The 25830-nt window shown below is 69.0% G+C and carries 22 protein-coding genes; 12 read left to right on the forward strand and 10 right to left on the reverse strand.

Going from position 1 to position 25830, the window contains the following annotated elements; translation table 11 throughout:
- Window positions 1-109 precede the first annotated feature (109 nt).
- Window positions 110-1558: a CCA tRNA nucleotidyltransferase gene (locus tag LHJ74_RS04690; protein ID WP_375546672.1), complete on the forward strand. Its 1449-nt coding sequence runs from the start codon at window positions 110-112 to the stop codon at window positions 1556-1558.
- Between the two features lie 96 nt (window positions 1559-1654).
- Here LHJ74_RS04690 and LHJ74_RS04695 read toward each other — a convergent pair whose 3' ends face one another.
- The 4 genes from LHJ74_RS04695 to LHJ74_RS04710 all read right to left on the reverse strand — a co-directional run bounded on the left by LHJ74_RS04695 (window position 1655) and on the right by LHJ74_RS04710 (window position 7941).
- Window positions 1655-2089 carry an LppU/SCO3897 family protein gene (locus LHJ74_RS04695; RefSeq protein ID WP_260216219.1) on the reverse strand — a complete coding sequence of 145 codons (435 nt, stop codon included), beginning with the start codon at window positions 2087-2089 and terminating at the stop codon, window positions 1655-1657.
- A gap of 143 nt (window positions 2090-2232) precedes the next feature.
- Window positions 2233-3516, reverse strand: coding sequence for an MFS transporter (locus tag LHJ74_RS04700; protein ID WP_260216220.1), 1284 nt, complete (start codon window positions 3514-3516; stop codon window positions 2233-2235).
- 58 nt (window positions 3517-3574) lie between these two features.
- A complete protein-coding gene (locus LHJ74_RS04705) occupies window positions 3575-5143 on the reverse strand; it encodes a glycosyltransferase family 87 protein (RefSeq protein ID WP_260216221.1) in 1569 nt (522 codons plus the stop codon).
- A 95-nt stretch (window positions 5144-5238) separates the two neighbouring features.
- Window positions 5239-7941, reverse strand: coding sequence for a transglycosylase domain-containing protein (locus tag LHJ74_RS04710; RefSeq protein WP_260216222.1), 2703 nt, complete (start codon window positions 7939-7941; stop codon window positions 5239-5241).
- Between the two features lie 456 nt (window positions 7942-8397).
- Between LHJ74_RS04710 and LHJ74_RS04715 the strand changes: the two genes are divergently transcribed.
- Both LHJ74_RS04715 and LHJ74_RS04720 read left to right on the forward strand, forming a co-directional pair.
- Complete coding sequence (locus LHJ74_RS04715) at window positions 8398-9072, forward strand: PadR family transcriptional regulator (protein ID WP_260216223.1); 675 nt, start codon at window positions 8398-8400, stop codon at window positions 9070-9072.
- A gap of 47 nt (window positions 9073-9119) precedes the next feature.
- Window positions 9120-10202: an inositol-3-phosphate synthase gene (locus tag LHJ74_RS04720; protein WP_260216224.1), complete on the forward strand. Its 1083-nt coding sequence runs from the start codon at window positions 9120-9122 to the stop codon at window positions 10200-10202.
- Window positions 10203-10338: 136 nt separating this feature from the next.
- Here the strand turns inward: LHJ74_RS04720 and LHJ74_RS04725 are convergent, their stop codons facing one another.
- From LHJ74_RS04725 to LHJ74_RS04735, 3 genes are all read right to left on the reverse strand, one after another.
- Window positions 10339-11370 carry an alanine racemase gene (locus LHJ74_RS04725; protein ID WP_260216225.1) on the reverse strand — a complete coding sequence of 344 codons (1032 nt, stop codon included), beginning with the start codon at window positions 11368-11370 and terminating at the stop codon, window positions 10339-10341.
- Window positions 11371-11470: 100 nt separating this feature from the next.
- A complete protein-coding gene (locus LHJ74_RS04730) occupies window positions 11471-12589 on the reverse strand; it encodes a lipid II:glycine glycyltransferase FemX (RefSeq protein WP_260216226.1) in 1119 nt (372 codons plus the stop codon).
- A 120-nt stretch (window positions 12590-12709) separates the two neighbouring features.
- Window positions 12710-13042 carry a hypothetical protein gene (locus tag LHJ74_RS04735; RefSeq protein WP_260216227.1) on the reverse strand — a complete coding sequence of 111 codons (333 nt, stop codon included), beginning with the start codon at window positions 13040-13042 and terminating at the stop codon, window positions 12710-12712.
- A 258-nt stretch (window positions 13043-13300) separates the two neighbouring features.
- Here LHJ74_RS04735 and rpsF point away from each other — a divergent pair, with 258 nt between their 5' ends.
- The 4 genes from rpsF to rplI all read left to right on the forward strand — a co-directional run bounded on the left by rpsF (window position 13301) and on the right by rplI (window position 15028).
- A complete protein-coding gene (gene rpsF, locus LHJ74_RS04740; RefSeq protein ID WP_260216228.1) occupies window positions 13301-13591 on the forward strand; it encodes a 30S ribosomal protein S6 in 291 nt (96 codons plus the stop codon).
- 124 nt (window positions 13592-13715) lie between these two features.
- Entirely contained in the window at window positions 13716-14285 is a 570-nt protein-coding gene (locus LHJ74_RS04745) for a single-stranded DNA-binding protein (RefSeq protein ID WP_260216229.1), read from the forward strand.
- 41 nt (window positions 14286-14326) lie between these two features.
- The gene (gene rpsR, locus LHJ74_RS04750; RefSeq protein WP_027749007.1) at window positions 14327-14563 is read left to right on the forward strand and encodes a 30S ribosomal protein S18; all 237 of its coding nucleotides are present in this window, start codon (window positions 14327-14329) and stop codon (window positions 14561-14563) included.
- 18 nt (window positions 14564-14581) lie between these two features.
- A complete protein-coding gene (gene rplI / locus LHJ74_RS04755) occupies window positions 14582-15028 on the forward strand; it encodes a 50S ribosomal protein L9 (RefSeq protein WP_260216230.1) in 447 nt (148 codons plus the stop codon).
- 136 nt (window positions 15029-15164) lie between these two features.
- On the opposite strand, the gene LHJ74_RS04760 is transcribed toward rplI, so the two are convergent.
- Window positions 15165-16496, reverse strand: coding sequence for an MATE family efflux transporter (locus LHJ74_RS04760; protein ID WP_375546659.1), 1332 nt, complete (start codon window positions 16494-16496; stop codon window positions 15165-15167).
- Between the two features lie 734 nt (window positions 16497-17230).
- On the opposite strand from LHJ74_RS04760, the gene dnaB reads away from it, so the two are divergent.
- Window positions 17231-20431: a replicative DNA helicase gene (dnaB, locus tag LHJ74_RS04765; RefSeq protein WP_375546673.1), complete on the forward strand. Its 3201-nt coding sequence runs from the start codon at window positions 17231-17233 to the stop codon at window positions 20429-20431.
- Window positions 20432-20556: 125 nt separating this feature from the next.
- Window positions 20557-20871 carry a hypothetical protein gene (locus LHJ74_RS04770; RefSeq protein WP_260216231.1) on the forward strand — a complete coding sequence of 105 codons (315 nt, stop codon included), beginning with the start codon at window positions 20557-20559 and terminating at the stop codon, window positions 20869-20871.
- A 94-nt stretch (window positions 20872-20965) separates the two neighbouring features.
- On the opposite strand, the gene LHJ74_RS04775 is transcribed toward LHJ74_RS04770, so the two are convergent.
- Entirely contained in the window at window positions 20966-21877 is a 912-nt protein-coding gene (locus tag LHJ74_RS04775) for a LysR family transcriptional regulator (protein ID WP_260216232.1), read from the reverse strand.
- A 283-nt stretch (window positions 21878-22160) separates the two neighbouring features.
- Here LHJ74_RS04775 and LHJ74_RS04780 point away from each other — a divergent pair, with 283 nt between their 5' ends.
- Window positions 22161-22781, forward strand: coding sequence for an NADPH-dependent F420 reductase (locus LHJ74_RS04780; protein WP_260216233.1), 621 nt, complete (start codon window positions 22161-22163; stop codon window positions 22779-22781).
- 52 nt (window positions 22782-22833) lie between these two features.
- A complete protein-coding gene (locus LHJ74_RS04785) occupies window positions 22834-23778 on the forward strand; it encodes an SDR family oxidoreductase (protein ID WP_260216234.1) in 945 nt (314 codons plus the stop codon).
- A 458-nt stretch (window positions 23779-24236) separates the two neighbouring features.
- Here LHJ74_RS04785 and LHJ74_RS04790 read toward each other — a convergent pair whose 3' ends face one another.
- Entirely contained in the window at window positions 24237-25130 is an 894-nt protein-coding gene (locus LHJ74_RS04790) for an NADP-dependent oxidoreductase (RefSeq protein ID WP_260216235.1), read from the reverse strand.
- Window positions 25131-25200: 70 nt separating this feature from the next.
- On the opposite strand from LHJ74_RS04790, the gene LHJ74_RS04795 reads away from it, so the two are divergent.
- The gene (locus LHJ74_RS04795) at window positions 25201-25788 is read left to right on the forward strand and encodes a TetR/AcrR family transcriptional regulator (protein WP_260216236.1); all 588 of its coding nucleotides are present in this window, start codon (window positions 25201-25203) and stop codon (window positions 25786-25788) included.
- Window positions 25789-25830: the final 42 nt, after the last annotated feature.

Raw genomic sequence — 25830 nt, forward strand, 5'->3', positions numbered from 1 at the left:
TGACAGCCAGCAGACAGAGCAGCCCGAGCGGACGCCCCAGCCGGCGCCGCAGCCCTCCCCGGAGGGGTGGCCCGAGGGAGCGGAGCGGCCGGTGGCCCCTGCCCAGGAGCTGACCGAGGGGCAGCAGCGGGCCGTGAGTGAGCTGCTGCGGGTGTCGCCGGTCGCCGACGATCTCGCCCGTCGCTTCCAGCGGGCCGGTCACAGCCTCGCCCTTGTCGGCGGCTCGGTGCGTGACGCGTTGCTGGGGCGGCTCGGCAACGACCTGGACTTCACCACGGACGCGCATCCGGCGGACGTACTGGAGCTCGTGCGGCCCTGGGCGGACGCGGTCTGGGACGTCGGCATCGCCTTCGGCACGGTGGGCTGCAAGAAATACAGCGCCGCGGGCGGCGCAGGCGGCGCGGGTGCCGAGGCCGGCTTCGACATCGAGATCACGACGTACCGGTCGGAGGCGTACGACCGCACCTCCCGCAAGCCCGAGGTGTCCTACGGAGATTCGATCGGTCAGGATCTTGCCCGCCGGGACTTCACGGTCAACGCGATGGCGGTCGCGCTGCCGGATAAGGTCTTCATCGATCCGCACGGCGGTCTGGAGGACCTGGCACGGCGGGTGCTGCGTACTCCGGGTACACCCGAGGAGTCCTTCTCGGACGACCCGCTGCGCATGATGCGGGCGGCGCGCTTCGCCGCCCAGCTGGACTTCACGGTGGCGGACGACGTCGTGGCCGCGATGAAGGAGATGGCGGACCGTATCGACATCGTCTCCGCCGAGCGGGTGCGCGACGAGTTCAACAAGCTGCTGCTGGCGCCGCACCCGCGTAAGGGTCTGCGGCTGCTGGTGGACAGCGGGCTCGCCGAGCGGATGCTGCCGGAGCTTCCGGCGCTGCGGCTGGAGCGTGACGAGCACCACCGGCACAAGGACGTCTACGAGCACTCGCTGATCGTTCTCGAGCAGGCGGTCGACCTGGAAGAGGGCGGGCCGGATCTGACGCTGCGGCTGGCGGCGCTGCTGCACGACATCGGGAAGCCGAGGACGCGGCGTTTCGAGAAGGACGGCCGGGTCTCCTTCCACCACCACGAGGTGGTGGGCGCGAAGATGACGCGCAAGCGGATGACCGCGCTCAAGTACTCCAACGAGCTGGTGCGGGATGTCTCCCGGCTGGTGGAGCTGCATCTGCGCTTCCACGGCTATGGGACGGGCGAGTGGACCGACTCGGCGGTGCGGCGCTACGTCCGGGACGCGGGCCCCCTGCTGGGGCGGCTGCACAAGCTGACCCGCTCGGACTGCACGACGCGGAACAAGCGCAAGGCATCGGCGCTCTCACGGGCGTACGACGGTCTGGAGGAGCGCATCGCGCGGCTGGAGGAGCAGGAGGAGCTGGAGGCGATCCGCCCGGATCTGAACGGGAACGACATCATGCAGATCCTGGAGACCGGGCCGGGGCCCGTGGTCGGCAAGGCGTACCAGCATCTGCTGGAACTCCGGCTGGAGCACGGGCCGATGTCCCGGGAGGCCGCGGCCGCCGCGCTCAAGGAGTGGTGGGCGGCCCAGCAGTGACGGAGCGGTGCCCCCGTTCCCCGCGTCCTCGTTTCACGTGAAACAAGGACGCGGAACGGGAGGCACCGCCCCGCTGACACCGACCGCTGCTGCCGGTTACGGCTTGTGCGGCGCCAGGCAGAGCGTGAAGAGCACGTCGCTGCCCTTGGTCTCCGAGTACTCGGAGAACTTGGTGCGGTCGCACTCGCCCTGGCCGTCGTGCTTCTCGGCGACCTTGTACTCGGCCTCGGACGAGGTGCAGTCCACGACCTCGACGTCCGGCTTGAAGTTGGAGCCCTTGTTGACGACGCAGTCGCCCTTCTTGGCCTGGTCCGCATCATCCTGACCAGATATCCACATGCCGGCGCCGATGGCGATGGCGGCGACCACGGCGATGCCGACGAAGATCTTCTTGACCTTGGAGGTGCCTGTGGGCGCGGGCGGCGGCATGGTGACGCCGCCGGGGTATCCGCCAGGACCCGGCTGGCCAGGGCCCGGCTGGCCGGGGGGCTGCTGGCCGTAGGGGTTCTGGCCCTGGGGCGGAGTGCTCATGGGGGTCTTCCTCTGGTTCAGGTGGCTGCAGTTGCCGCGGTGCGCGACGTGACCCGCATAAGTTATCGATAAAGGAGGGCGCCTGCGCACGCAGGGCTCAACCTGTGGCATCGATGTGACAGTTGTGACGTTCCAGCCATGCTTTATTGCCGCTGAAAGCGGGCCATTCCGACAGCCACGCCCAGGTAGATCAGGGCCACGGTGAGGACGAGCGGAACGGAACGGCCATCCGGCGGGAGCATCAGCGAGGCCACCCCCGCGGCGCCCACGAAGGCGACGTTGAAGAGCATGTCGTAGAGCGCGAACACCCGGCCCCGGTAGGCGTCGTCGACCGAAGACTGGACGGCGGTGTCGGTTGCGATCTTCGAGCCCTGGGTGACCAGCCCCAGCACGAAGGCGGCGATCAGCATCGGCACGGGGGCGAAGGTCAGCCCAAGTGCGGGCTCCAGTACGGCCGCTGAGCCCGCGCAGATGGCCAGCCAGCCCAGTTGCCCGGCCCGTCCCACCGCCCACGGGGTGATGACCGCCGCGGCGAGGAAGCCGCCGGCCGAGATGCCGACCGCGAGGCCGAGCAGCCCCAGTCCCCCGTCCGCGTTCCCGCCCTCGGGGCCGTCGTCGCCCCAGGCATAACGGCAGAGCATCAGCAGCATCACCGTCAGCGCCCCGTAGCAGAAGCGCATCAGCGCCATCGCGGCGAGCGTACGGGCGGAGGTGCGCCGCTCGGCCAGGTGCCGCAGTCCGGCGAGCAGGCCGCGCGCGGTGCCCGCCACCGCGGCGGTGAAACGGGGCTGCACCCGAGAGGGTTCCGGACCGAGCAGATCGCGGTGCATCCGCAGGGAGGCGAGACCGGCCAGCAGATAGACGGCGGCACCCACCGTGACGACCAGCGCGTCGGCCGCGTTGCCTCCCGGGACGAGCAGACGCACCAGGAAGGCGATGCCGCCCCCGGCAGTGGCGGCGATGGTTCCGGCGGTCGGGGACAGGGAGTTGGCTATCACCAGCCGCTCCTTGTCGACGACCCGGGGAAGGGCGGCCGAGAGACCGGCCAGGATGAAGCGGTTGACGGCGGTGACCGAGAGGGCGGAGAGATAGAACAGCCAGTCCGGGACGGAGCCCAGAATGAGCGCCGCCGTACAGAGCGCCATCCCGGCGCGCAACAGGTTGCCGAAAAGCAGCACCTGGCGCCTGCGCCACCGGTCGAGCAGCACACCCGCGAAGGGCCCGAGCAGCGAGTACGGCAGCAGCAGCACCGCCATCGCGGCGGCGATGGCGGCGGGGGACGTCTCCTTCTCCGGGGAGAACACGACATAGGTGGCGAGAGCCACCTGATAGACACCGTCGGCGAGTTGGGAGAGCAGCCGTACGGTGAGGAGTCGGCGGAACCCGGGAAAGCGCAGCAGCGTGCGGAGATCACCCACGAGTGGCATGGGGTCCACCCTCACACATGTTTCACGTGAAACACGCGCCGGGACCGGGGGCCGGGATTCACTCACCCAGCGGGGCGACCGGCCCTCCGGCCGACCCTCCGACCGGCCGGGCGACCGGCTGTCCGTCCGGTGGTGTGCCCCAGCCCACCGGGCCGCCGAGTCCGGCGTCGCCCCTCTCCGCGGCGGCCCGCCGGCTCCGTGCGGTGTAGCCGAGCACGAACTGGTCCGGCGCCCGGTCCAGCACTCCTCCCGCGGGATCGTCGGTACCGTCCCGGCGTACCACATCGCGTTCCGGCATGAGCACATCCCGGACGATCACCGCGCACAGGTAGAGCGTCCCGGCGAGATGGATGAGGATCACCAGCTGATAGCCCTCCTGCGGCAGCCCCTGGTGGTCGTCGCCACTGCTGTTGTAACCGAGGTACATCCAGATGCCGAGGAAGTAGATCACCTCGCAGGCCTGCCAGATCAGGAAGTCCCGCCACCTGGGGCGGGCCAGGGCGGCCAGCGGGATCAGCCACAGCACGTACTGCGGTGAGTAGACCTTGTTGGTCAGGATGAACAGTGCGATGACGAGGAAGGCCAGCTGAGGGAAGCGAGGGCGGCGCGGGGCGTACAGAGTCAGGACCGCGAGGGCGGCACAGCCCAGCAGCATCAGGATCATGGCGTAGAGGTTCGCGTCCTCCAACGGGTTCTCGGTGCGCTGCGAGATGATCAGCCAGAAGGAACCGAAGTCCACCGGCCGCTCCTGGCTGAAGGTGTAGAACTTCGCCCAGCCATCCGGGGCCCACAGCATCACCGGCACGTTGACGCAGGCCCAGGAGAACACGGTGCTGAGCGTCACGGCCCCGAAGGCCCGCCAGCGTCCGGCCCGCCAGCAGAGCAGCAGCAGGGGGCCCAGCAGCAGCAGCGGATACAGCTTGGCGGCGGTGGCCAGACCGAGCAGCACCCCGGCGGCCAGCGGCCTGCTGCGTCCCCACAGAAGCATCGCGGCGGCGGTCAGTGCGACGGCCAGCAGGTCCCAGTTGATCGTCGAGGTGAGCGCGAAGGCGGGTGCCAGAGCGACCAGCAGGGCGTCCCAGGGGCGGAACGGGTGGGTGCGGCTCACACACACGGCGATGACCGCCACGCACACCATCAGCATGCCGCAGTTGATCAGCCAGTACGCCTTCTCCTGGTCGACGATGGTGCCGCCGGGCGTCATCCAGGCCGCGACCTTCATGAAGAGCCCGGTGAGGACCGGGTATTCGAGGTACTCCATCCCGCCGGAGGTCTCCTGCGGGATGCGGTCGAAATAGGGCACCAGGTTGTCGGCGAAGCCCCGCCCGTTGTAGAGGTGCGGGATATCGGAGTAGCACGCGTGTGCGTACTGACTGCCCTGCCCGGAGAACCAGCCGCCGTTGTAGCAGGGCAGTTTCTGCACCATGCCCAGCGCGAACATCCCCAGCGCCGTCAGCACGATCACCCGTACCGGTGTCCACCAGCCCAGGCCGATCGCCGCCCGCTTGCCCACCGGGCCGCCGATCAGCTCACTGCCCGCCGCGGCGACCTCGTCCTGCTCCGTGGGCCGGACGACCCAGGAGGACGCGGTGGGCTCCGACTGCCGCTTCCGGTGCACGCTCGTCATGGGGCACATCCTGCCGCATGAACGCGGCGGCGCCGGAACCCCGGACAGCCAGAAGCCCCGCACAGCACGCTGTGCGGGGCTTCCGGACGGGCGGGTCAGCCCCGGCGCTCTCCGGACGGGTCGGGGAGGACGCCGCCGTCGTCTTCGTTTCCGCCGCCAGGATCACCGTTGCTCTGGCCCTGATCGGTGCCCTCGTCCGTGCCCTCGTCAGTGCCGCCAGGATCACCGTTGCTCTGGCCCTGGTCCATGCCTTCGTCCACGCAGCCCCAGTCGTAGCAGCTCTCCGACGGATCCGGGCTCTCGGGCGGATCGGAGGACTCGGGCGGCTTGGAGGACTCCGGCGGCTTGGTGGGCTCCGGCGGATCGGAGGACTCGGGCGGCTCGGTGGTCTCCGGTGCCTTCTCGGTCTGCGTCGGGCTGGGCTCGGGGCAGGTGCTGTGGCTGCAGACCTTCTTACCGATCGGACCGGGCTTGGGGAAGTCCAGCTTCTTCTTGCCCTTCATCGCCTTGAGCATGTAGTCGACCCACACGTCCGAGGGGAAGGAGGCGCCGTGGATCGTCTCCTCGCCCGCGGTGCCGTACATGGGCAGGAACTCCGGCTTCTCCGCCTGGTCGTCCATCCGCCACATGCCGATGGAGGTGGAGAGCTGCTTGGTGTAGCCGGTGAACCAGGCGGTCTTGTTGTCGTCCGTGGTGCCGGTCTTGGCCGCCACCGGACGGTTCAGCGCCTTGGTCTTGGTGCCGGTGCCCTTCTGGGCGACCGTCTCCAGCATGCTGGTCACGTTGTCGGCGATGTTCGCGTTGAAGGCCCGCGAGGTCTTCTTCTCGTGCGTGTAGACCGGGGAACCGCCGTCTTTGACCTCGGTGACCGAGTACGGTTCGGCCTTCTCGCCGCTCTGCGCGAAGGTGGCGTAGCCGTTCGCCATCCGGATCGCGCTCGGCGCCGAGATGCCCAGCGAGAAGGCGGGGGTGAGGGTGTCGGGCAGGCTCTCCTCATTGACGCCCGAGTCCAGCGCGGCCTGCTTCACCTTACCGAGACCGACGTCCATGCCCAGTTGGATGAACGGGGTGTTGGCCGACCACTGCATGGCCTCGCGGAGGTCGATGTCGCCGTAGCTGGTGCCCTCGTCGTTCTTCTGGTGCCACTCCTCGTTGTCCTCGTTGAGCCAGGTGTCGCCGTTGTACTCGAGGAGTTTCACCTTGTTGTCGCCGTTGTAGACGCTGCGGGGAGACACGGGGGTGCGGCTGTCCGGGCCTTGTTCCTCCGGCCCGTCCGGGTCGCGTACGCCGTCCCGCATCGCGGCGGCCATCACGAAGGGCTTGAAGGTGGAGCCGACCGCGGCACCGGTGTAGTCGGCGTTGTTCGCGTAGTGGGTGACGGCGGACTCACCGCCGTAGATGGCGACGATCGCACCGTCTCCTGGTTTCACCGAAGCGCCGCCGAACTGGACGTGCTTGTCCTCCTTCCGCTTCTCCGGGTCGAAGTTCTCCTTCTTGATCTTCTTGACGCTGTCTTCCATCGCCAGCGTCTTCTTCTTGTCGAAGGTGGTGTGGATCTCATAGCCGCCGCGCTTGAGATCCTGGTCGGTGATCTTGCTATCCGGGTTGTTGGTGATGTCGTTGTTGGCGAGGTTGACCAGGTAGCCGATCTGGCCCTTGAGGTTGGTCGCCTTCTCCGGCGGCTTCACCTTCGGGAACTTCTTGATCTTGTCCCGGTCGGCCTGGTCCAGCAGGCCGACCTCCACCTCGCGGTCCAGGATCCACTCCCAACGGGCCTCCGCCCGCTTTCGGTTCTTCGCCTGCGTCTGCAACGAGCCGCCGCCCTCACCGCCGTGCGGGTCGTAGAGGTTCGGGCCGTTCAGCGTGGCCGCGAGCAGTGCGCTCTGGCTCGTGGAGAGGTCTGCGGCATCCTCGCCGAAGTACGCCTGCGACGCCGCCTGGATGCCGTAGGCGCCACGCCCGTAGTAGGCGGTGTTCAGGTATCCCGCGAGGATGTCCTTCTTGTCCTCCTGGGCACCCACCTTTATGGAGATCAGCAGTTCCTTGGCCTTGCGCGTCACCGTCTGGCTCTGGTCCAGATAGTTGTTCTTGACGTACTGCTGCGTGATCGTCGAGCCGGACTGCGTGTCGCCGCCCGTCGCCATCTTGAACACGGCGCGGGCGATGCCCATCGGGTCCACGCCCGCGTCCTTGTAGAACGACTCATTCTCGGCCGCGATCACGGCGTTCTGCATCGACTTGTCGATCTGCGGCAGCTTCACGTTCTGGCGGTTCTGGTCACCGCCGCCGGCGCTCACCATCCGGTCGCCGTTCGCCCAGTAGTAGACGTTCTTCTGCGAGGTCGCCGTCTTGTTCGGGTCGGGGACCTCGACCATCGCGTACGCGATCCCCACCAGCCCCATCAGCAGTCCGACGAAGCCGACGAAGGTGCCCAGGACCTGTTTCCAGGACGGCATCCAGCGCCGCAGCCCGTCCTTGTTCGAACGGGGGTAGTCGATGAACCGCTTCTTGGCGCGCGGCTGCACCCGCCCACGGCCGCGGCCCGCGGCACGCCCGCCCGCGCCCGCTGACTCCGAGGTGCTCGCCACCCCGCGACGGCCGCGGCCGGAACCCTGCGGCGAGGCCGCTCCGGGTGATTCCGCACGCCCACCGGGTGGCTGGCCGGGAGGCGATGGCGGCGCCTGCCCGTGCGAGCTTGTGGTGGCGTCACGCGGCGGCGCGGCCCGGCGACCGGACGACGGCTGCTGGGCAGCGCGTCGGCCGCGGCCTTGCGGCTGCTTACGACGGTGGTCGCTCATTGGAAACAGCTACTCCTCGGGCAGGCGGCACGTGCGCCTGAAGGCGGCAGTTGACTTCTGGTCCCCCCGAGTACGCCCCGCCGCAGAACTGCTTCGAGCCGCACTGCACCCAGGACGAGGACGCACGGGGGAGCCTTACGGTTCCCGATTCTGTCCCGTCGCGTGGTCTGCACGACGGACACACTACGCAGCTTCAAAACGCCCCTTAGTGAACATTCAACTCATCCGACGCAAGACACCACTGAGGAATCGTGGATGTGAGTCCACTCACTCCCGTCCCGTCCGGCTCCCACTTGTCGTTGGTGAGCAAAGCGTTCTATCGTCGAGATGTATCGCGCCGATACATCGACTCGATACAGCAGTCAGCAAGCGGTCCGGCACAGCGGTTCGCTGCAGCGGTCCACACAGCGGTCCATACACGGTTCAAGCGGTACACACGGGAGGTGACGGCCGAGCATGAGCAGGCGTTCCGGCATTCTCGAATTCGCCGTTCTCGGCCTGCTCCGCGAGTCCCCCATGCACGGATACGAGCTGCGCAAGCGGCTCAACACCTCGCTGGGCGTCTTCCGGGCGTTCAGTTATGGCTCCCTTTATCCGTGCCTCAAGACGCTGGTCCAGCAGGGCTGGTTGATCGAGGAACCGGGAAATCCGCCGGAGGACCCGCTCGCGGCGCCGCTCGCCGGCCGCCGGGGGAAGATCGTCTACCGGCTGACCGCCGAGGGCAAGGAGCACTTCGAGGAGCTTCTGGCCCAGACCGGCCCGGACGCGTGGGAGGACGAGCACTTCGGAATCCGCTTCGCGTTCTTCGGTCAGACCTCGCGGGACGTGCGGGTGCGGGTGCTGGAAGGCCGTCGCACCCGGCTCGAGGAGCGGCTCGCGAAGATGCGCGCCTCCCTCGCCCGTACCCGGGAGCGGCTGGACGACTACACCCTCGAACTGCAGCGACACGGCATGGAGTCCGTGGAGCGCGAGGTCCGCTGGCTCAACGAGCTGATCGAGAGCGAGCGGGCGGGGCGCGACCGGCGCGAGACGGGCGAGGAACCGCCGTCGGAGCACCGGTCACCAGACACGGGCGGCCTGCCCCGGCATCAGGGGGAGACCCTGCCGGATCCGTCCGACGACACCACATGAGGTCCCGCTTCCCGCGGGTCTCAACTAGCACACAGGGAGTAACCGGAATGGGTTCGGTTCGCGTAGCCATCGTCGGCGTAGGCAACTGCGCCGCCTCACTGGTCCAGGGCGTCGAGTACTACAAGGACGCCGACCCGGCCGCCAAGGTCCCGGGACTGATGCACGTCCAGTTCGGCGACTACCACGTGCGCGACATCGAGTTCGTCGCCGCCTTCGACGTGGACGCCAAGAAGGTCGGTCTCGACCTCGCGGACGCCATCGGTGCCAGCGAGAACAACACGATCAAGATCTGTGACGTGCCCAGCACGGGCGTGCAGGTCCGCCGCGGCCACACGAACGACGGCCTCGGCAAGTACTACCGCGAGACCATCGAGGAGTCCACCGAGGAGCCGGTGGACATGGTCAAGGCGCTCAAGGACAGCGGCGCCGACGTCCTCGTCTGCTACCTGCCGGTCGGCTCGCAGACCGCCGTGGAGTACTACGCCCAGGTGGCTATCGACGCCAAGGTCGGCTTCGTCAACGCGCTGCCGGTCTTCATCGCCGGCACCAAGGAGTGGGCCGACAAGTTCACCGAGGCGGGCGTGCCCATCGTCGGTGACGACATCAAGTCGCAGGTGGGCGCCACCATCACGCACCGCGTGATGGCCAAGCTGTTCGAGGACCGGGGCGTCGTCCTGGACCGCACGATGCAGCTGAACGTCGGCGGCAACATGGACTTCAAGAACATGCTGGAGCGGGAGCGTCTGGAGTCCAAGAAGATCTCCAAGACGCAGGCCGTCACCTCGCAGATCCCCGACCGCGACCTGGGCGCGGACAACGTCCACATCGGCCCGTCCGACTACGTCGCCTGGCTGGACGACCGCAAGTGGGCGTACGTGCGCCTCGAGGGCCGTGCGTTCGGTGACGTGCCGCTCAACCTCGAGTACAAGCTGGAGGTCTGGGACTCGCCGAACTCGGCGGGTGTCATCATCGACGCGCTGCGTGCCGCGAAGATCGCCAAGGACCGGGGGATCGGCGGCCCGATCCTCTCGGCCTCCTCGTACTTCATGAAGTCGCCGCCGGTGCAGTACTTCGACGACGAGGCCCGGCGCAACGTCGAGCTGTTCATCGAGGGCAAGGACGTCGACTGACGGGTGACTGCCGGGCGGCAACCGCCTGATCAGTGACGGCCGAGCGACGCGGGAGGGCCCCGGACATCCGCTGTCCGGGGCCCTCCCGCGTGGTGTGCGCGCCGTCCGCGTCCGCGACGCTCTGGCCGCGCGTGTCTCAGCGGTCGACCGCGCGGTCCACCATCGTCGTGGTGTGCCGCAGATGCGCGACCAGTTCCTCGCCCACCTTCGGCTCCGGCGCGTCGTCCGGCACGAACAGGATCGACACCTGCATGTGCGGCGGCTCCGCGAACCAGCGCTGCTTGCCGCCCCACACGAACGGCGAGAGGTTCCGGTTCACCGTCGCCAGCCCGGCCCGTGCGACGCCCTTGGCACGGGAGGACATGCCGTGCAGCGCCTTCGGCGCCTCCAGCCCCACTCCGTGCGAAGTCCCGCCCGCCACCACGACCAGCCAGCCGTCGCCCGCTGTCTTCTGCTGCCGGTAGCCGAAGCGGTCGCCCTTGGCCACGCGCGACACGTCCAGCACGGAACCCCGGTACTCGGTCGCGTGGTGGTCCCCGAGCCACAGGTTGGTGCCGATCCGGGCCCGGAAGTTCGTCCGCGGGAACTGCTGCTGGAGGCGCGCGAACTCGTCCGGCTTGAGATGGCTGACGAACATGGTGTCCAGCGGCAGCCGGGCGGCCCGCAGCCGGTCCATCCAGCCGATCACCTCGTCCACCGCGTCCGTGCCGTCCGTACGGTCCAGCGGCAGGTGGATCGCGAAGCCCTCCAGGCGCACCTCGTCGATCGCGGCGTGCAGTCTGCCCAGGTCCGCCTCGGTGACGCCGTGCCGCTTCATGCTGCTCATCACCTCGACGACCACCCGCGCGCCGCGCATCAGGCCCACGCCCTCCACCGAGGACACCGACCGGATCACCCGGTCCGGCAGCGGCACCGGCTCCTCGTCCCGCCGGTAGGGGGTGAGCACGAGCAGGTCGCCGCCGAAGTAGTCCTTGGTGCGCGCCGCCTCATAGGTGGTGCCGACGGCCAGCACGTCCGAGCCGAAGCGGGTGACCTCCTCGGCCAGCCGCTCGTGGCCGAAGCCGTAGCCGTTGCCCTTGCAGACGGGGACGATGCCGGGGAACTGCTTGATCACCGACTGCTGGTGCGCCCGCCAGCGGTCAGAGTCGACGTAGAGGGTGAGCGCCATGGTGGTCGGTTGCCTTTCGGTGTGGTGGTCGATGGGATGAGGTGCGGCGGTGGGCGGGGCGGCCCCCGGCGGGGCGGACCGGAGCAGGCCAGGGCGGCCGTCAGCGCCGGGACATGTACATGTCCAGCGCCTTGTGCAGCAGCTTGTTGAGCGGGAAGTCCCACTCGCCGAGATACTCCGCAGCCTGCCCGCCGGTGCCCACTTTGAACTGGATCAGGCCGAACAGATGGTCGGTCTCGTCCAGTGAGTCGCTGATGCCCCGCAGGTCGTACACGCTGGCCCCGAGCGCGTACGCGTCCTGCAGCATCCGCCACTGCATCGCGTTCGACGGCCGCACCTCGCGCTTGTGGTTCGCCGAGGCGCCGTAGGAGTACCAGACGTGCCCGCCCACGATCAGCATCGTCGCCGCGGCGACCGCCTCGCCCTCGTGCATGGCGAAGTACAGCCGCATGCGGTTCGGGTCCTCGCCGTTCAGCGTCTGCCACATGCGCTGGAAGTAACTCAGCGGACGCGGGCGGAAGTGGTCCCGCTCCGCGGTGATCTCGTACAGGCGCTGCCACTCGGCCAGGTGTTCGTAACCACCCTGGACGACCTCGACACCCGCCTTGTCGGCCTTCTTGATGTTGCGGCGCCACAGCTGGTTGAAGCCCTTGTGGACCTCCTCCAGCGTGCGGCCCTCCAGCGGCACCTGGTAGACGTAGCGCGGCTGGACGTCGCCGAACCCGGCGCCGGCGTCCTCGCCCTGCTGCCAGCCCATCTTGCGCAGCCGGTCCGCCACCTCGAACGCGCGGGGCTCGATGTGGGTCGCCTCCACTTCGCGCAGCCGCATGACGTCCGTGTCCTGGATGCCCCGCTTGATCGCGGGCGCGTCCCAGCGCCGGATCACCACGGGCGGGCCCATCTTCACCGAGAAGGCGCCGTGCTGCTTGAGGTGCGCCAGCATCGGCTTGAGCCATTCCTCGAGGTTCGGCGCATACCAGTTGATCACCGGGCCCTCGGGGAGGTACGCCAGATACCGCTTCACCTTGGGCAACTGGCGGTAGAGCACCAGCCCGGCGCCGACGAGGCGCCCCTCCCGGTCGAACCAGCCCAGATTCTCCGACCGCCACTCGCTCTTGACGTCCGCCCACGCCGGCACCTGGCAGTGGCTGGCCGACTGCAGGCTCTGGATGTACGCCAGATGCTGCTCGCGACTGATGGTCCTCAGGGTCAGGCTCATACGGGACGCTCCTCCGGCGACGGGGGTACCCCCAGGCCCAGCTCTGGGGGGAGGCTCGCCGGGAAGCCTACTGCGCTGCGGAACGCCCCGTTCAGGCGCAGCTACACAGGGGGGCGGGTGTCAGCCGAGCAGTCCGCCGAACGGCCCGCCGTAAGCGATCCCGAGGAAGAGGCCGACGGCCGCCGCGCCGAGCCCGAGCACCAGCAGGAAGCGCTCGGCGGTGGTGGCCGAGATGAACTGCCCCCAGCCGCCGGTGAGGATGCCCGCCATCCCCGCCCAGGAGGCGAGCAGATGCAGGTTCGCCCACTCCCGCTCGGTGATGAGGGCCGTCACGAAGGCGACCGCCCCGAGCAGGACCGTCGCCGCGACGAAGGTGTTCTGGACCGGATGGGCCTTGCCGTCCGTGTTGAGCCGGGAGGCGAAACCGCGCGAAGAACGAGCTGCTTGTGCCATGGGGCACCTCCGTAACCGCGGACCGGTGGCGCCGGTGTGGCGCCGCTCATACCGAGGGTCCCCCGCTCACGGCGGGAGACACTTCCAGATTGCGGGCATATCCACCCGGATTTCAACCGGAAGGCACGAAGCGGGTACCCTGAACGGTCTGCACCGGAGCTGCCCAGCATGGGTCGGCCACCCGGTGCGGTACTACGCATACGACCCTCCTGCCACGGATCGACCGTGGCCGCTGAGTCCAGAGGAGGTGGGTTTCACATGCGTCACTACGAGGTGATGGTCATCCTCGACCCCGATCTTGAGGAGCGCGCTGTCGCCCCGCTGATCGAGTCCTTCCTTTCTGTCGTCCGTGAGGGCGACGGCAAGGTCGAGAAGGTCGACACCTGGGGCCGTCGTCGTCTCTCCTACGAGATCAACAAGAAGCCCGAGGGCATCTACTCGGTCATCGACCTGCAGGCCGAGCCCGCTGTCGTCAAGGAGCTCGACCGTCAGATGAATCTGAACGAGTCGGTTCTCCGGACCAAGGTCCTCCGTCCCGAGATGCACTGACCGTACGGCTCCGTACGGATCCGTGCTCGTCAGTCGTCCGTGCTCGGACATCTGAACTCGGACATCTGAGTGCCCGGACATCCGAGTAGCAAGCAGCCAGCAGCACCCGCCGAGAGGTTCACCCATGGCAGGCGAGACCGTCATCACGGTCGTCGGCAATCTCGTCGACGACCCCGAGCTGCGCTTCACCCCCTCGGGTGCGGCGGTCGCGAAGTTCCGCGTCGCGTCCACACCCCGCACCTTCGACCGGCAGACCAATGAGTGGAAGGACGGCGAGAGCCTGTTCCTGACCTGCTCGGTCTGGCGGCAGGCGGCGGAGAACGTCGCCGAGTCCCTCACCAAGGGGACGCGTGTCGTCGTACAGGGCCGCCTGAAGCAGCGGTCGTACGAAGACCGCGAGGGCATCAAGCGCACGGTCTACGAGCTGGATGCCGACGAGGTCGGCGTCAGCCTGCGCAACGCGACCGCGAAGATCACCAAGACCACCGGCCGCGGTGGCCAGGGTGGTGGCGGTGGCGGCTGGGGCGGCGGCCCCAGCGGCCAGCAGGGCGGCGGTGCTCCGGCCGGCGACCCCTGGGCCACCAGTGCTCCGGCCGGTGGCGGCCAGCAGGGTGGCGGCGGCGGTGGCGGCTGGGGAGGCAACCCCCCGGCCGGCGGCTCCGGCGGCGGCTACTCGGACGAGCCCCCCTTCTGAGGGCTCTCCGCTCAACTTCTTGAACTCACTGGAGAAAGACAATGGCGAAGCCGCCTCCCCGCAAGCCTAAGAAGAAGGTTTGCGTGTTCTGCAAGGACAAGATCACCTACGTCGACTACAAGGACACGAACCTGCTGCGGAAGTTCATTTCCGACCGCGGCAAGATCCGTGCCCGCCGGGTCACCGGCAACTGCACCCAGCACCAGCGTGACGTCGCCACGGCCGTGAAGAACAGCCGTGAGGTCGCACTGCTGCCTTACACGTCGACTGCGCGCTAAGGGAAGGGTGACCGAGAAATGAAGATCATCCTTACTAACGAGGTCTCCGGCCTCGGTGCCGCGGGCGATGTCGTCGAGGTACGTGACGGATACGCCCGCAACTACCTGGTCCCGCGCGGTTTCGCGATCCGCTGGACCAAGGGCGGCGAGCAGGACGTGGCGCAGATCCGCCGCGGCCGCAAGATCCGCGAGATCGCCACGATCGAGCAGGCCAACGAGATCAAGGGCAAGCTCGAGGGCCTCCCGGTCGCACTGAAGGTGCGTGCCGGCGAGGGCGGTCGACTGTTCGGCTCCGTGACCCCGGCGGACATCACCACCGCGGTCAAGACCGCCGGTGGCCCGGACCTGGACAAGCGGCGCGTCGAGCTGGGCACGCCGATCAAGACCCTGGGCTCGCACCGGGTCTCGGCTCGTCTGCACCCCGAGGTCGTCGCGACCTTCGAGGTCGAGGTCGAGGCGGCGTAACCGCTGCGCTTCGGTCTGTGGCCGCTGGCCGCCGGCCACTCGCAGGAAAGGGCCGCACCCCGCTCGGGGTGCGGCCCTTTCCGCTGTGCGGGCACGCGGGGGTGCGGTGATGCCCGCGGTCCCGGGGCCCCGGAGCTCAGGCCCGTACCGCGCCGGTGACGATCCAGCGGCCCGACCGTGCCCGCAGCCACAGCGTCACCAGCCGGACGGTCATCATCAGCCCGGCGATCATCCACCACAGCGCGGTGAGCCCGCCGCCCCACGCCGGGACCAGCAGCGCCGCCGGCGCGAAGAGGGCCAGCGTGACCAGCATCGCCCCGGCCAGATAGGGGCCGTCGCCCGCGCCCATCAGCACCCCGTCCAGGACGAAGACCACACCCGCCAGCGGCTGGGTGACCGCCACCACCAGCAGCACGGTCGAAAGCTGCGCGTGCACCGTGGCGTCCGAGGTGAACAGCGGCATGACCAGCGGCCGGCTCGCCGCGACCGCCACCCCCAGCACCACCCCGGAGACCACCCCCCACTGCACCATCCGCCGACAGGCGGCCCGCGCCCCCTTCTCGTCCCCGGCGCCGAGATAGCGTCCGATGATCGCCTGACCGGCGATGGCTATCGCGTCCAGCGCGAAAGCGAGCAGGGACCAGATGGTGAGGGTGATCTGGTGTGCCGCGATGTCCGCGTCGCCGAACCGGGCGGCGATGGCCGTGGCGATCAGCAGCACGGCGCGCAGCGAGAGTGTACGGACCAGCAGCGGCACCCCCGCCTGGGCGCAGGCACGGATGCCGGCGGCGTCGGGGCGCAGCGAGGCGCCGTGCCTGCGCGCGCCCTTGACCACCACGACCAGATAGGCGGCGGCCATCGCGAACTGTGCGATCACCGTGCCCCAGGCCGATCCGGCGACGCCGAAACCGAGGCCGTAGACGAGGAGGAGGTTGAGCACCGCGTTGGCGGTGAAACCGCCGATGGCGACGTAGAGGGGGGTGCGGGTGTCCTGGAGACCGCGGAGGACGCCGGTCGCCGCCAGCACCACGAGCATCGCGGGGATGCCGAGCGAGCTGATCCGCAGATAGGTGACGGCGTGCGGGGAGGCGGTGGCGGAGGCGCCGAAGAGGTCGACGAGTGCGGGGGCGGCGGAGAGCACCACGGCGATGACCACGGCGCCGAGCAGCAGGGCCAGCCAGATGCCGTCCATGCCCTGCCGGATCGCCGCGGGCAGATCACCGGCGCCGACGCGGCGGGAGACGGCGGCGGTGGTGGCGTAGGCGAGGAAGACGAAGACGTGGACGGCGGTCTGCAGCAGCGCGGCGGCCACGCCGAGCCCGGCGAGTTGGGCCGTGCCGAGGTGGCCGACGATCGCGCTGTCCACCATCAGGAAGAGTGGTTCCGCGACGAGGGCGCCGAAGGCGGGGAGGGCGAGAGCGAGGATCTCCCGGTCATGGCGCCGGGTGCTCGTGCGGGTGCTGGTCACGAGTTCGATTCAAGCATCCACAGGTAATGCCTGCAAGGGTGGGGTGTCTATTACAAATAGTCGCACGGAGTGAGATCTTCAACGCTGGTTGTCGTGACCTTGGGCCAACTGGCGAAGTTTTTTCCGCACACAGGCAGTGGACGGTGTTGTGCCAGGTCAAAGGTGGTGGGATCGAGGTTTCGCCGACTCCTCCACAGGGCCGTCCACCGCGTCGTGCACAGCTTGGACCGAGTTCTCCACAGGAACACGCCCTCTGCCCACAGCCCCCTGTGGATAACACGATTGGCTGGGCGCACCCCAGCCGCCTACCGTGGTCCGGCGCCCGCTTGTCGTTCTCACCGTCTTCACCGTATTCACCGCGGTCTCGGCGCGCCGTCAGCGGAGCCGGGCGTCTCGATTTGTCAGAGCAGTGCCGTAGGAAAGAGGCACCGCGGCGGTGCGGTCCCGGCTCGATCACCGGGTGGAGGAGGTGGCGGGTGACCCAACAGCCCGAGCAGGTCGAGGACCCCTGGGCGGTCGACATGGCGCAGGGCACCAGGGTCACCGTGTCCGCCCAGCGGCGCAACGGCTCCGGGGGCGGTTCCGGCGGCGGAGGCGGCTCCGCGGGCGGGGGCAGTGGCGGTGGCGGTGGCGAGCAGCATGAGCGCGGCCGGGAGAGCGGCCCCTGGTCCGGTACTCCCTTCGAGCGGGTGCCGCCGCAGGACCTGGACGCCGAGCAGTCCGTGCTGGGCGGCATGCTGCTGTCCAAGGACGCCATCGCGGATGTCATCGAGGTCCTCAAGGGCCACGACTTCTACCGCCCCGCCCACGAGACGGTCTTCCAGGCGATCCTCGACCTGTACGCGAAGGGCGAGCCCGCCGACCCGATCACCATCGCCGCAGAGCTCACCCGGCGCGGCGACATCAGCCGGGTCGGGGGTCCGGGCTATCTGCACACCCTGGTCCAGTCGGTGCCGACGGCGGCCAACGCCGAGTACTACGCGGAGATCGTCCACGAGCGCGCCGTCCTGCGCCGTCTTGTCGAGGCCGGTACCCGCATCACTCAGATGGGTTATGCGGCGGATGGCGATGTCGACGAGATCGTCAACTCCGCCCAGGCGGAGATCTACGCCGTCACCGAGGAGCGCACCAGCGAGGACTACCTCCCGCTGGCCGAGATCATGGAGGGCGCGCTCGACGAGATCGAGGCGATCGGCTCCCGCAGCGGCCAGATGACGGGCGTTCCCACGGGCTTCACGGATCTGGACGCCCTGACCAACGGCCTCCATCCCGGCCAGATGGTCGTGGTCGCGGCCCGGCCGGCGATGGGCAAGGCGCTGGCCCTGGACACCCCCCTGCCCACGCCCGACGGCTGGACGACGATGGGCGAGGTGCGCGAAGGCGGGTATCTGCTCGACGCATCCGGCAGGCCGACCAGGGTGGTGGCCGCTACCGACGTGATGCGGGCGCGGCCCTGCTTCCAGGTGGTGTTCGACGACGGCACGTCCGTCATCGCCGACGCCGAGCACCAGTGGCTGACGGAGACCCGGGCGCCCGGCCGCTCGGCGCAGGTGCGCACAACCCGCGAGATCGCCGGGACGCTGCGCGGTGCCACCGCCGACCGCCCGCTGAACCACTCGGTCTCCCCCGCCGCCCCGCTGGCCCTGCCGGAGCGCGCGCTTCCCGTACCGCCGTACGTACTCGGCGCGTGGCTGGGCGGCGGTCCCGAGGACAGCGCGCGCATCACCACGGGCGATCCGGAGCTCCTCATGGCGATCGAGGCCGCCGACAGCGGTTCCGGGGACGGCCCGCTGCGCGCCTTGGGCGTGCTCGGGGACAAGCACATCCCCCAGGAGTACCTGCGGGGCTCCGAGGCACAGCGCCGCGCGCTGCTGGCCGGGCTGCTGGACACCGGCGGGCGGGTGGACGAGGCGGGTTCCGTCCACTTCGCCGTCGCCGGACCACGGCTGGCCGAAGACTGCCGCGAACTCCTCCTCAGCCTCGGATACCCCTGCCAAGGGCCGGCCCCCCGCCTCCGCGGCGGCGAGGAGCACGGGGCGTACGGGCTCACGTTCACCACCGCGGACGCGGTGTTCCGCCTGGAGCGGAAGCACCTCGCCCACAAGGAGCACTCCCGCAGCGTCACCCCGGATGCGGGCGCCCGCTTCATCGCGGAGGTGCGGCCCGTGGAGAGCGTGCCGGTGCGCTGCGTCCAGGTGGCCGGCCCGGACCACCTCTACCTGGCGACCCGTTCGATGATCCCGACCCACAACTCCACGCTGGCGCTGGACTTCGCACGGGCCTGCTCCATCAGGAACAACCAGCCGAGCGTGATCTTCTCGCTGGAGATGGGGCGTAACGAGATCGCGATGCGGCTGCTCTCCGCAGAGGCGCGGGTGGCACTGCACCACATGCGTTCGGGAAGCATGACGGACGAGGACTGGACGCGGCTGGCCCGCCAGATGCCCGCGGTCACGGACGCCCCGCTCTACATCGACGACTCGCCGAACCTCTCGATGATGGAGATCCGCGCCAAGTGCCGCCGCCTCAAGCAGCGCAACGACCTGCAGCTCGTCGTCATCGACTACCTTCAGCTGATGCAGTCGGGCGGCTCGCGGCGCCCCGAGAGCCGCCAGCAGGAGGTCTCGGAGATGTCCCGGAACCTCAAGCTGCTGGCCAAGGAGCTGGAGGTCCCGGTCGTCGCCCTCTCCCAGCTGAACCGTGGCCCGGAGCAGCGTACGGACAAGAAGCCGATGGTGTCCGACCTGCGTGAGTCCGGTTGCGTGACCGCCGGCACGCGGGTGCTGCGCGCGGACACCGGCGCCGAGGTCACCATGGGCGAGCTGCTGGAGAGCGGCGAGCGGGACATCCCGGTGTGGTCCCTCGACGAGCAGTTGCGGCTCGTGTCCAGGAGCATGACGCACGTCTTTCCCAGCGGGGTGAAGGAGGTCTTCCGTCTCACGCTCGCTTCGGGCAGGAAGATCGAGGCCACCGCCAACCACCCGTTCCTCACGCACAGCGGGTGGACACCGCTCGGCGAGCTGGCCCCCGGCGCACCCGTGGCGGTGCCGCGGCGGCTGGGTGCGCCGGAGCGGACGCGGGCGTGGCCGGAGGCCGAGGTCGTGAGGCTGGCGCGCGTGCTGGGCGGCGGCTGCGCGGCGCCCGGGCAGCCCGTCGATCAGAAGTTCCTGCCGCCCGAGGTCTTCGCGCTGCCCGACGTACAGGTGCGGCTCTTCCTGCGACACCTGTGGTCGACCAACGGGTCGGTGACCGTCGCCGGATCCGGTGCGGTGCGGGTGCACTACGGCACGCCGAGTGAGCGGCTCGCGCGGGATCTCCAGCTGCTGCTGCTGCGGGCCGGCATCCGCGCCGGACTGGGCGCTTCCGCAGGCGGAGGCACCACGGGGTCTCCGGGCTGGACGGTGGAGGTGTCGGGGGTGGACGACCAGCGGCTGTTCCTGGAGCGGATCGGGATGCACGGAGCCTGTTCACGGCAGGTGACCGAGGCATCCGAGCGACTGCGTGAGGCACGGGCGGACACCGGCCTGGACACCGTGCCGCGAGAGGTCTGGGAGGCGGCACCCTCGCCCGGCCGGGGGCGGCTGGCCCAGATCGCGGCGGTCCTGGAGAGGGAGGACCTGGAACTCCTGGCGACCGGCGATGTGTTCTGGGATGAGATCGCCGCCGTCGAGAGGCTGGGTGAGCAAGAGGTCTACGACGCCACGGTTCTTGGGACACACAACTTCGTCGCCGACGGAATCGCCATTCACAACAGCATCGAGCAGGACGCGGACATGGTCATCCTGCTGCACCGGGAGGACGCGTACGAGAAGGAGTCCCCGCGCGCGGGCGAGGCGGACCTGATCGTGGCGAAGCACCGCAACGGCCCGACAGCCACCATCACGGTCGCCTTCCAGGGCCACTACTCCCGCTTCGTCGACATGGCGAACGGCTGAGCGCGCCTGTTGTAGGTTCTCAAAATTCGTGTCGGCTTCTCGCGGCGTCGCGTGCTGAGCGGCGGCGTTGCCTCGTTCGTGGGGTTTGATCTCACTTCTCTGGTCCGGTTCTCGCTGTACCTGTCATGGTCGCTTTCGGTACGTACAGCGAGCCGGGGGTGGCGATGGACCTGGGGCTGGTCGATATCGAGTGGGCTGACACCGAGGGCGGCGGGCTGAGGAAGTCCGTACTGGAAGCGGTGTCTCGGGTCTGGTTCGAGGCCGCACTACCGGTGCGGCGCTCCGCCTCGTACCGCGGGCAGCGGCACTTCACGGGGCGGTACCGGGCGGCGACGACGGAATCGTTGGTGGGGTTCGAGTCTTGGCTGGAGCGGGACCGGGCGATGCTGCTCGACCATGCCCGCGGGTGGTGGGGTTGTCCTCGCAGCCGTTCCGGGTGACGTGGCAGGGGCAGACGCGCAATCTCCCGCGATTGCTGATGGACGGTGCCCAGGTCGCGGGGGATCCGATGGCGGTACTAGTCAGTCGAACTGCTCAACCGTGCTTTGAAACGGCACCGCTTCCAAGCTGCCACATTTCATAGTTCCCACATTCTGCCGTGATCTCGGCCGTCGCCTGAGCCGCGGTGAAGAAGTCGTCGACCACCGGCGAGGTGCGCGATGCCGCCACCGCGAGGCACACCTGGTCGGACGCCAGATCCGGGACGGGCACGTAGCTGATGTTCGGATGTGAGTAGAACACGGTCGCCGAACGGGCCAGGAACGAGATGCCCCGGCCGGCCGCGACATGCTCGAGCGTCTCGTCCACCCCGCGCACCAGGTACCCGGCGTTAGGGTGCGGCCGCCTGGTGGGCTGCGTGCTCGTGTCGGCATGCCAGACCAGCGGCTCGCCGGCCAGGTCGGCCTCGGTGATCTGCTCCCGGCCGGCCAATCTGTGGCCGACGGGCAGCACCGCCACCCGCGGCTCGGTGTACAGCGGGGTGACGCGCAGGCCGGCCTCGTCGATGGGCAGCCGCACATAGCCGACGTCGATGCGGCCGTCGAGCAGCATCGTGGCCTGGTCGTCCCATTCGATCCGCTGCACGTCCACCAGAACGTCCGGGTGCTGGGCGGCGAAGAGCTGTACCGCCGGGGCGATCGCGATGCCCGCCCGGAAGCCGACCATGAGCCGCCGGCTGCCCCGCGCGGCCACGGTCACCCGGCGGCGGGCCGCGTGCGCGGAGGCCAGCAGCGGGCCGGCGTCGGTCAGCAGCTGCCCGCCGGCGTCGGTCAGCGCCACGCCGTGGCTGTCCCTTGTCAGCAGCGGGGTGCCGAGATCCCTCTCCAGCGCGCGGATCTGCCGGCTGAGCACCGGTTGCGCGATGTGCAGCTCATCGGCGGCGCGGCCGAAGTGCAGCTTGTCGGCGACGGCGACGAAGTAGCGCAGCTTGCGCAGGTCCAGATCCATGGAGCCTCCCGGTCCGGCGATGCCTCCAGGGTATCGCAACGCCTGAAAGAAGTCTTGGACACCCGCTCAGAACAATGGCACCTTAAAAGGTGTCCGATGAGGCCGGAGCGAATTCGGCATAAGAGTTCGCCATCGGGACTTGATAGCAGGGCCCAGAACCAGAATGAGCACAGCATGAATTGAGTCAGGCCCATCGCGTCATTCGACGGCATCGACGACATAACCGTTAACAACGACGGCGTGGGCATGGTGTCCTATTCAGCTCCAGAAAGAAGGCACACCAATGAGCAGCATCAGCATTATCGGCTTGGGGAACATGGCGAGCGCCCTGGCCGGCCGGGCGCTCGCCGGCGGCAACGCCGTCGAGATCATCGGCCGCGACCAGGCCAAGGCCAAGGAATTGGCCGCCGCGCTCGGCGGCGCCACTGTCGGTACGGTCGGCACCGCCCCGGCCGGGGACATCGTTATCCTCGCCGTGCCGTACGCCAGCGCGGCGGCGGTGGTGAGCGAGTACGGGAGGGCACTGCACGGCAAGGTCATCATCGACATCACCAACCCCGTCTCCCCTGATTCCCAGGGCCTTGTCACCCCCGACGGCAGTTCCGGCGCGCAGGAGATCGCCAAGGTCGCCCCCGCCGGCGCGCACGTCGTGAAGGCGTTCAACACCGTCTTCGGTCACATGCTGGCGCAGGGCAACCCGCTGGACGTGCTCATCGCCGGCGACGACGCCGAGGCCAAGGCGACTGTGTCGGCATTCATCGAAAGCCTCGGGCTGCGGCCGATGGACACCGGCCCCCTGGGAATGGCGCGCTGGCTGGAGGGAACGGGCCTGGTGATGATCGGCCTGGGCCGCTATGGCGCGGGGAGCTTCAACTTCACCCTCGGCATCAACACTTCTGCATGAGCGCGCCCGCACCACCACTTCTCGCGCCACATCAATCACAAGGACCAGCATCATGCGCGTTTTCGTCACTGGCGGGACTGGCCATTCCGGTTCGTACATCATCCCCGAGCTCGTCGCTGCCGGGCACGAGGTCACCAGCCTGGCCCGGTCGGACACGGCCGCGGCGGCGCTGTCCGCGCTCGGCGCGAAGGTGCGTCGAGGTGACCTCGAGGACCTCGACGGGCTCAAGGAGGCAGCCGCGGACTCCGACGGCGTCATCCACGTCGCGTGGAGGCGTGAGCTGATTCCGTCCGGCGGGATCAACGCCGTGACCGCCGCGGAGCTCTCGGCCGTGCTTGCGTTCGGCGAGGCACTCGCGGGAACCGAAAAGCCGCTGGTCGCGGCGGGGAGTATAGGCTCGCCCGGGTGGGAAAACCTGGGCCGGCCAGCCACCGAGGAGGACCCGGCCCTTCCGGGCGGCGATGAGTACAAGGGTACTTTGCGGGTTCGTAACGTCGTGGAAACCACCGTAATCGGCCTCGCCGAGCGGGGAGTACGGTCTTCGATCGTGCGGATTCCCCCCATCGCGCACAGCACGACCGACAGTGCCGGATTCCTCCCCCTGCTGATCGCGCTCGCGAAGGAGAAGGGTGTCGTCGGCTACCCCGGAGACGGCGCGAACCTGTGGCAGGCCGTGCACATCCGCGATGTCGCCTCCCTGTTCCGCCTGGCACTGGAGAAGGGTCCGGCTGGCAGCTATTGGCACGCGATTGAGGACGGGGGCGGCATCCCGTTCCGCGAGCTCGCCGAGGCCATTGGCAGCCGTCTGGGCCTGCCCGCCGTGAGCATTCCCGCGGACGTGCTGATGCTGCCGGGATACTTTGGGTTCCTCGCGAATCTGGTCACGCTGGACCTCCCGGCGTCCAACCTCATCACCCGCCGGACCCTCGGCTGGGAACCCGCTCAGCCCAGCGTGCTCGCCGATTTGGACAACGGCCATTACTTCTCCGCCAGCTGACAGCCCTCAGGCGCACCGGCCAAGTCTCACGCACAACGAGGAGTTACCCGTTTGCTCGCCGAGAACGTGGTGCTGTACAGCCCGCTCGGCATGTGCAGATGCAAGGCTGGTCGGGTTCGCCGATAGTGGCTTTCCATCGGCGAATTCGGCCAACGCAGCAGATGTGCGTGCCGGACGCCGGGAGTTGTCGGACTGCCACTCATGGCAACCACGGCGCCGTCGACGCGAGCGGTGCGGACAACGAGTTCAGGGCAGGGGCCACTGCACTGAGACGGTCGAGATCGCCGCCGATGTCACCGTCCATCTCGCGCGTCGGCGCAGCGAGCAGTAGTACCTCGATAGTCGTCCACACTGCTGTGAAACTGCTCGACTACGGTGGTCCAGCGTCCGACGAGGCTGCTCAACAACCCGCGAAGAACGACGAAAACCGCTCAACTGCACCGACCGCCTACAACGGCTCAGACGACCATGACCCGGCGCCCGCGGGTGTGACCGGCCTGGCTGTCGATGTGCGCCGCCGCGGCCTCGGCGAGCGTGTACGACTTCTCGACCGGGATGTGGAGCTTTCCCCGCGCGATGAGGCCGGCGGCCTCGGCGAGCGCGTCCGGCACGCTCCCGGCGACGCCGGAGAACCGGACACCGAGCTTCGGCGCGTCGAGATCGGCGATGGAGACCACCTTCTGCGGGTCCCCGGTCAGCTCGACAAGCTCGCGGATCACGCCGGAGCCTGCCAGATCGAGGGCCGCGTCGACCTGGCCGAGCCGGCGCACCCGCTCGACCCAGCCCTCGCCGTACGTCGTGGCGAGGGCTCCCAGGCTGCGCAGGTAGTCCTGGTTCGCGGACCCGGCCGTGCCGATCACCGTGATGCCGCGGTCGCGGGCGATCTGCAGCACCGCCGATCCGACTCCCCCGGACGCGCCGCTGGCCAGCAGCGTCTGCCCGGGCTGCACACCGACCTCGCGGATGACGCGCAGCGCCGTCTCCACCACGGAGGGGTATCCGGCGGCCTCTTCGAACGTCAGGCCCTCGGGCATACGGCCCCAGGCCGACAGCACGGCGAACTCGGCATACGTGCTCGATCCTTCGCCGAACACGTGCTCGCCGGCCTCGATCCCTTCCACGCCCTCGCCGACCTCGTCGACCACCCCGGAGGCGTCCAGCCCCACTCCGGTGGGCAGCTCGATCGGATGTGCCGCCAGGAACTGGCCTTCACGGACCCTCCAGTCGACGGGGTTCACCCCCGCCGCCCGCACGGCGATGCGCACCTGGCCGCTGCCCGCGTGGGGCTCCTCGGCGTCTATGAGTTGCAGAACGTCCGGACCGCCGAACTCGGCGAAGCTCACTTTCTTCATACGAGGGACCGTAGCACTAACGGTTAGCTTTTTGAAACAGGTTCAGATTTGTATCTGATAGTGTCAGTGTATGACCGTGCCGTCCGGACGCCGTGAGCGTAAGAAGGCCGCGACCCGCCAGAAGATCTCCGACACCGCTCTGCGGCTCTTCCTGGAACGCGGATACGACACGGTGGGCATCCGTGACGTGGCCGCCGAGGCCGACGTGGCCGTCACCACGCTCTTCTCCCACTTCGCCTCGAAGGAGGCGCTGGTGTTCGAGCGGGACGAAGACTTCGAGCAACGCCTCACACAGGCGGTCACCGGCCGGGCGCCGCACGAGCCGCTCATCCCCGCGCTGCGCCGCGAGATCCGAAGCCTGGTGCGACACTGCACGGCGGACAGCGCCGCCCCGATCTGGCGCATGATCGACGAATCACCCGCCCTGCGGAAGTACGAGGAGTCGATGAGGCTGCGCCACGCTGAGTCGCTGGCAACGGCCATCGCCGCAGATCCCGGCCTGTCACCGACCACAACGGCGAGCCGGACGATCGCGAGGTTCGTGATCGACGCCCATTCGCTGGCACGCGAGGCGGCCGACCCGGATGCCGCGCTGGACGAGATCTTCCGGATGATCGAGGCGGCCTGGGAGGTCACCGGCCCTTCTGGACCTGCGTGAGGAACTGTTCCTCACGGGCGCTGAGAAGCGACACCCTTCTGC

The sequence above is a fragment of the Streptomyces gossypii genome, assembly GCF_025165795.1.
GTDB lineage: Bacteria > Actinomycetota > Actinomycetes > Streptomycetales > Streptomycetaceae > Streptomyces > Streptomyces gossypii.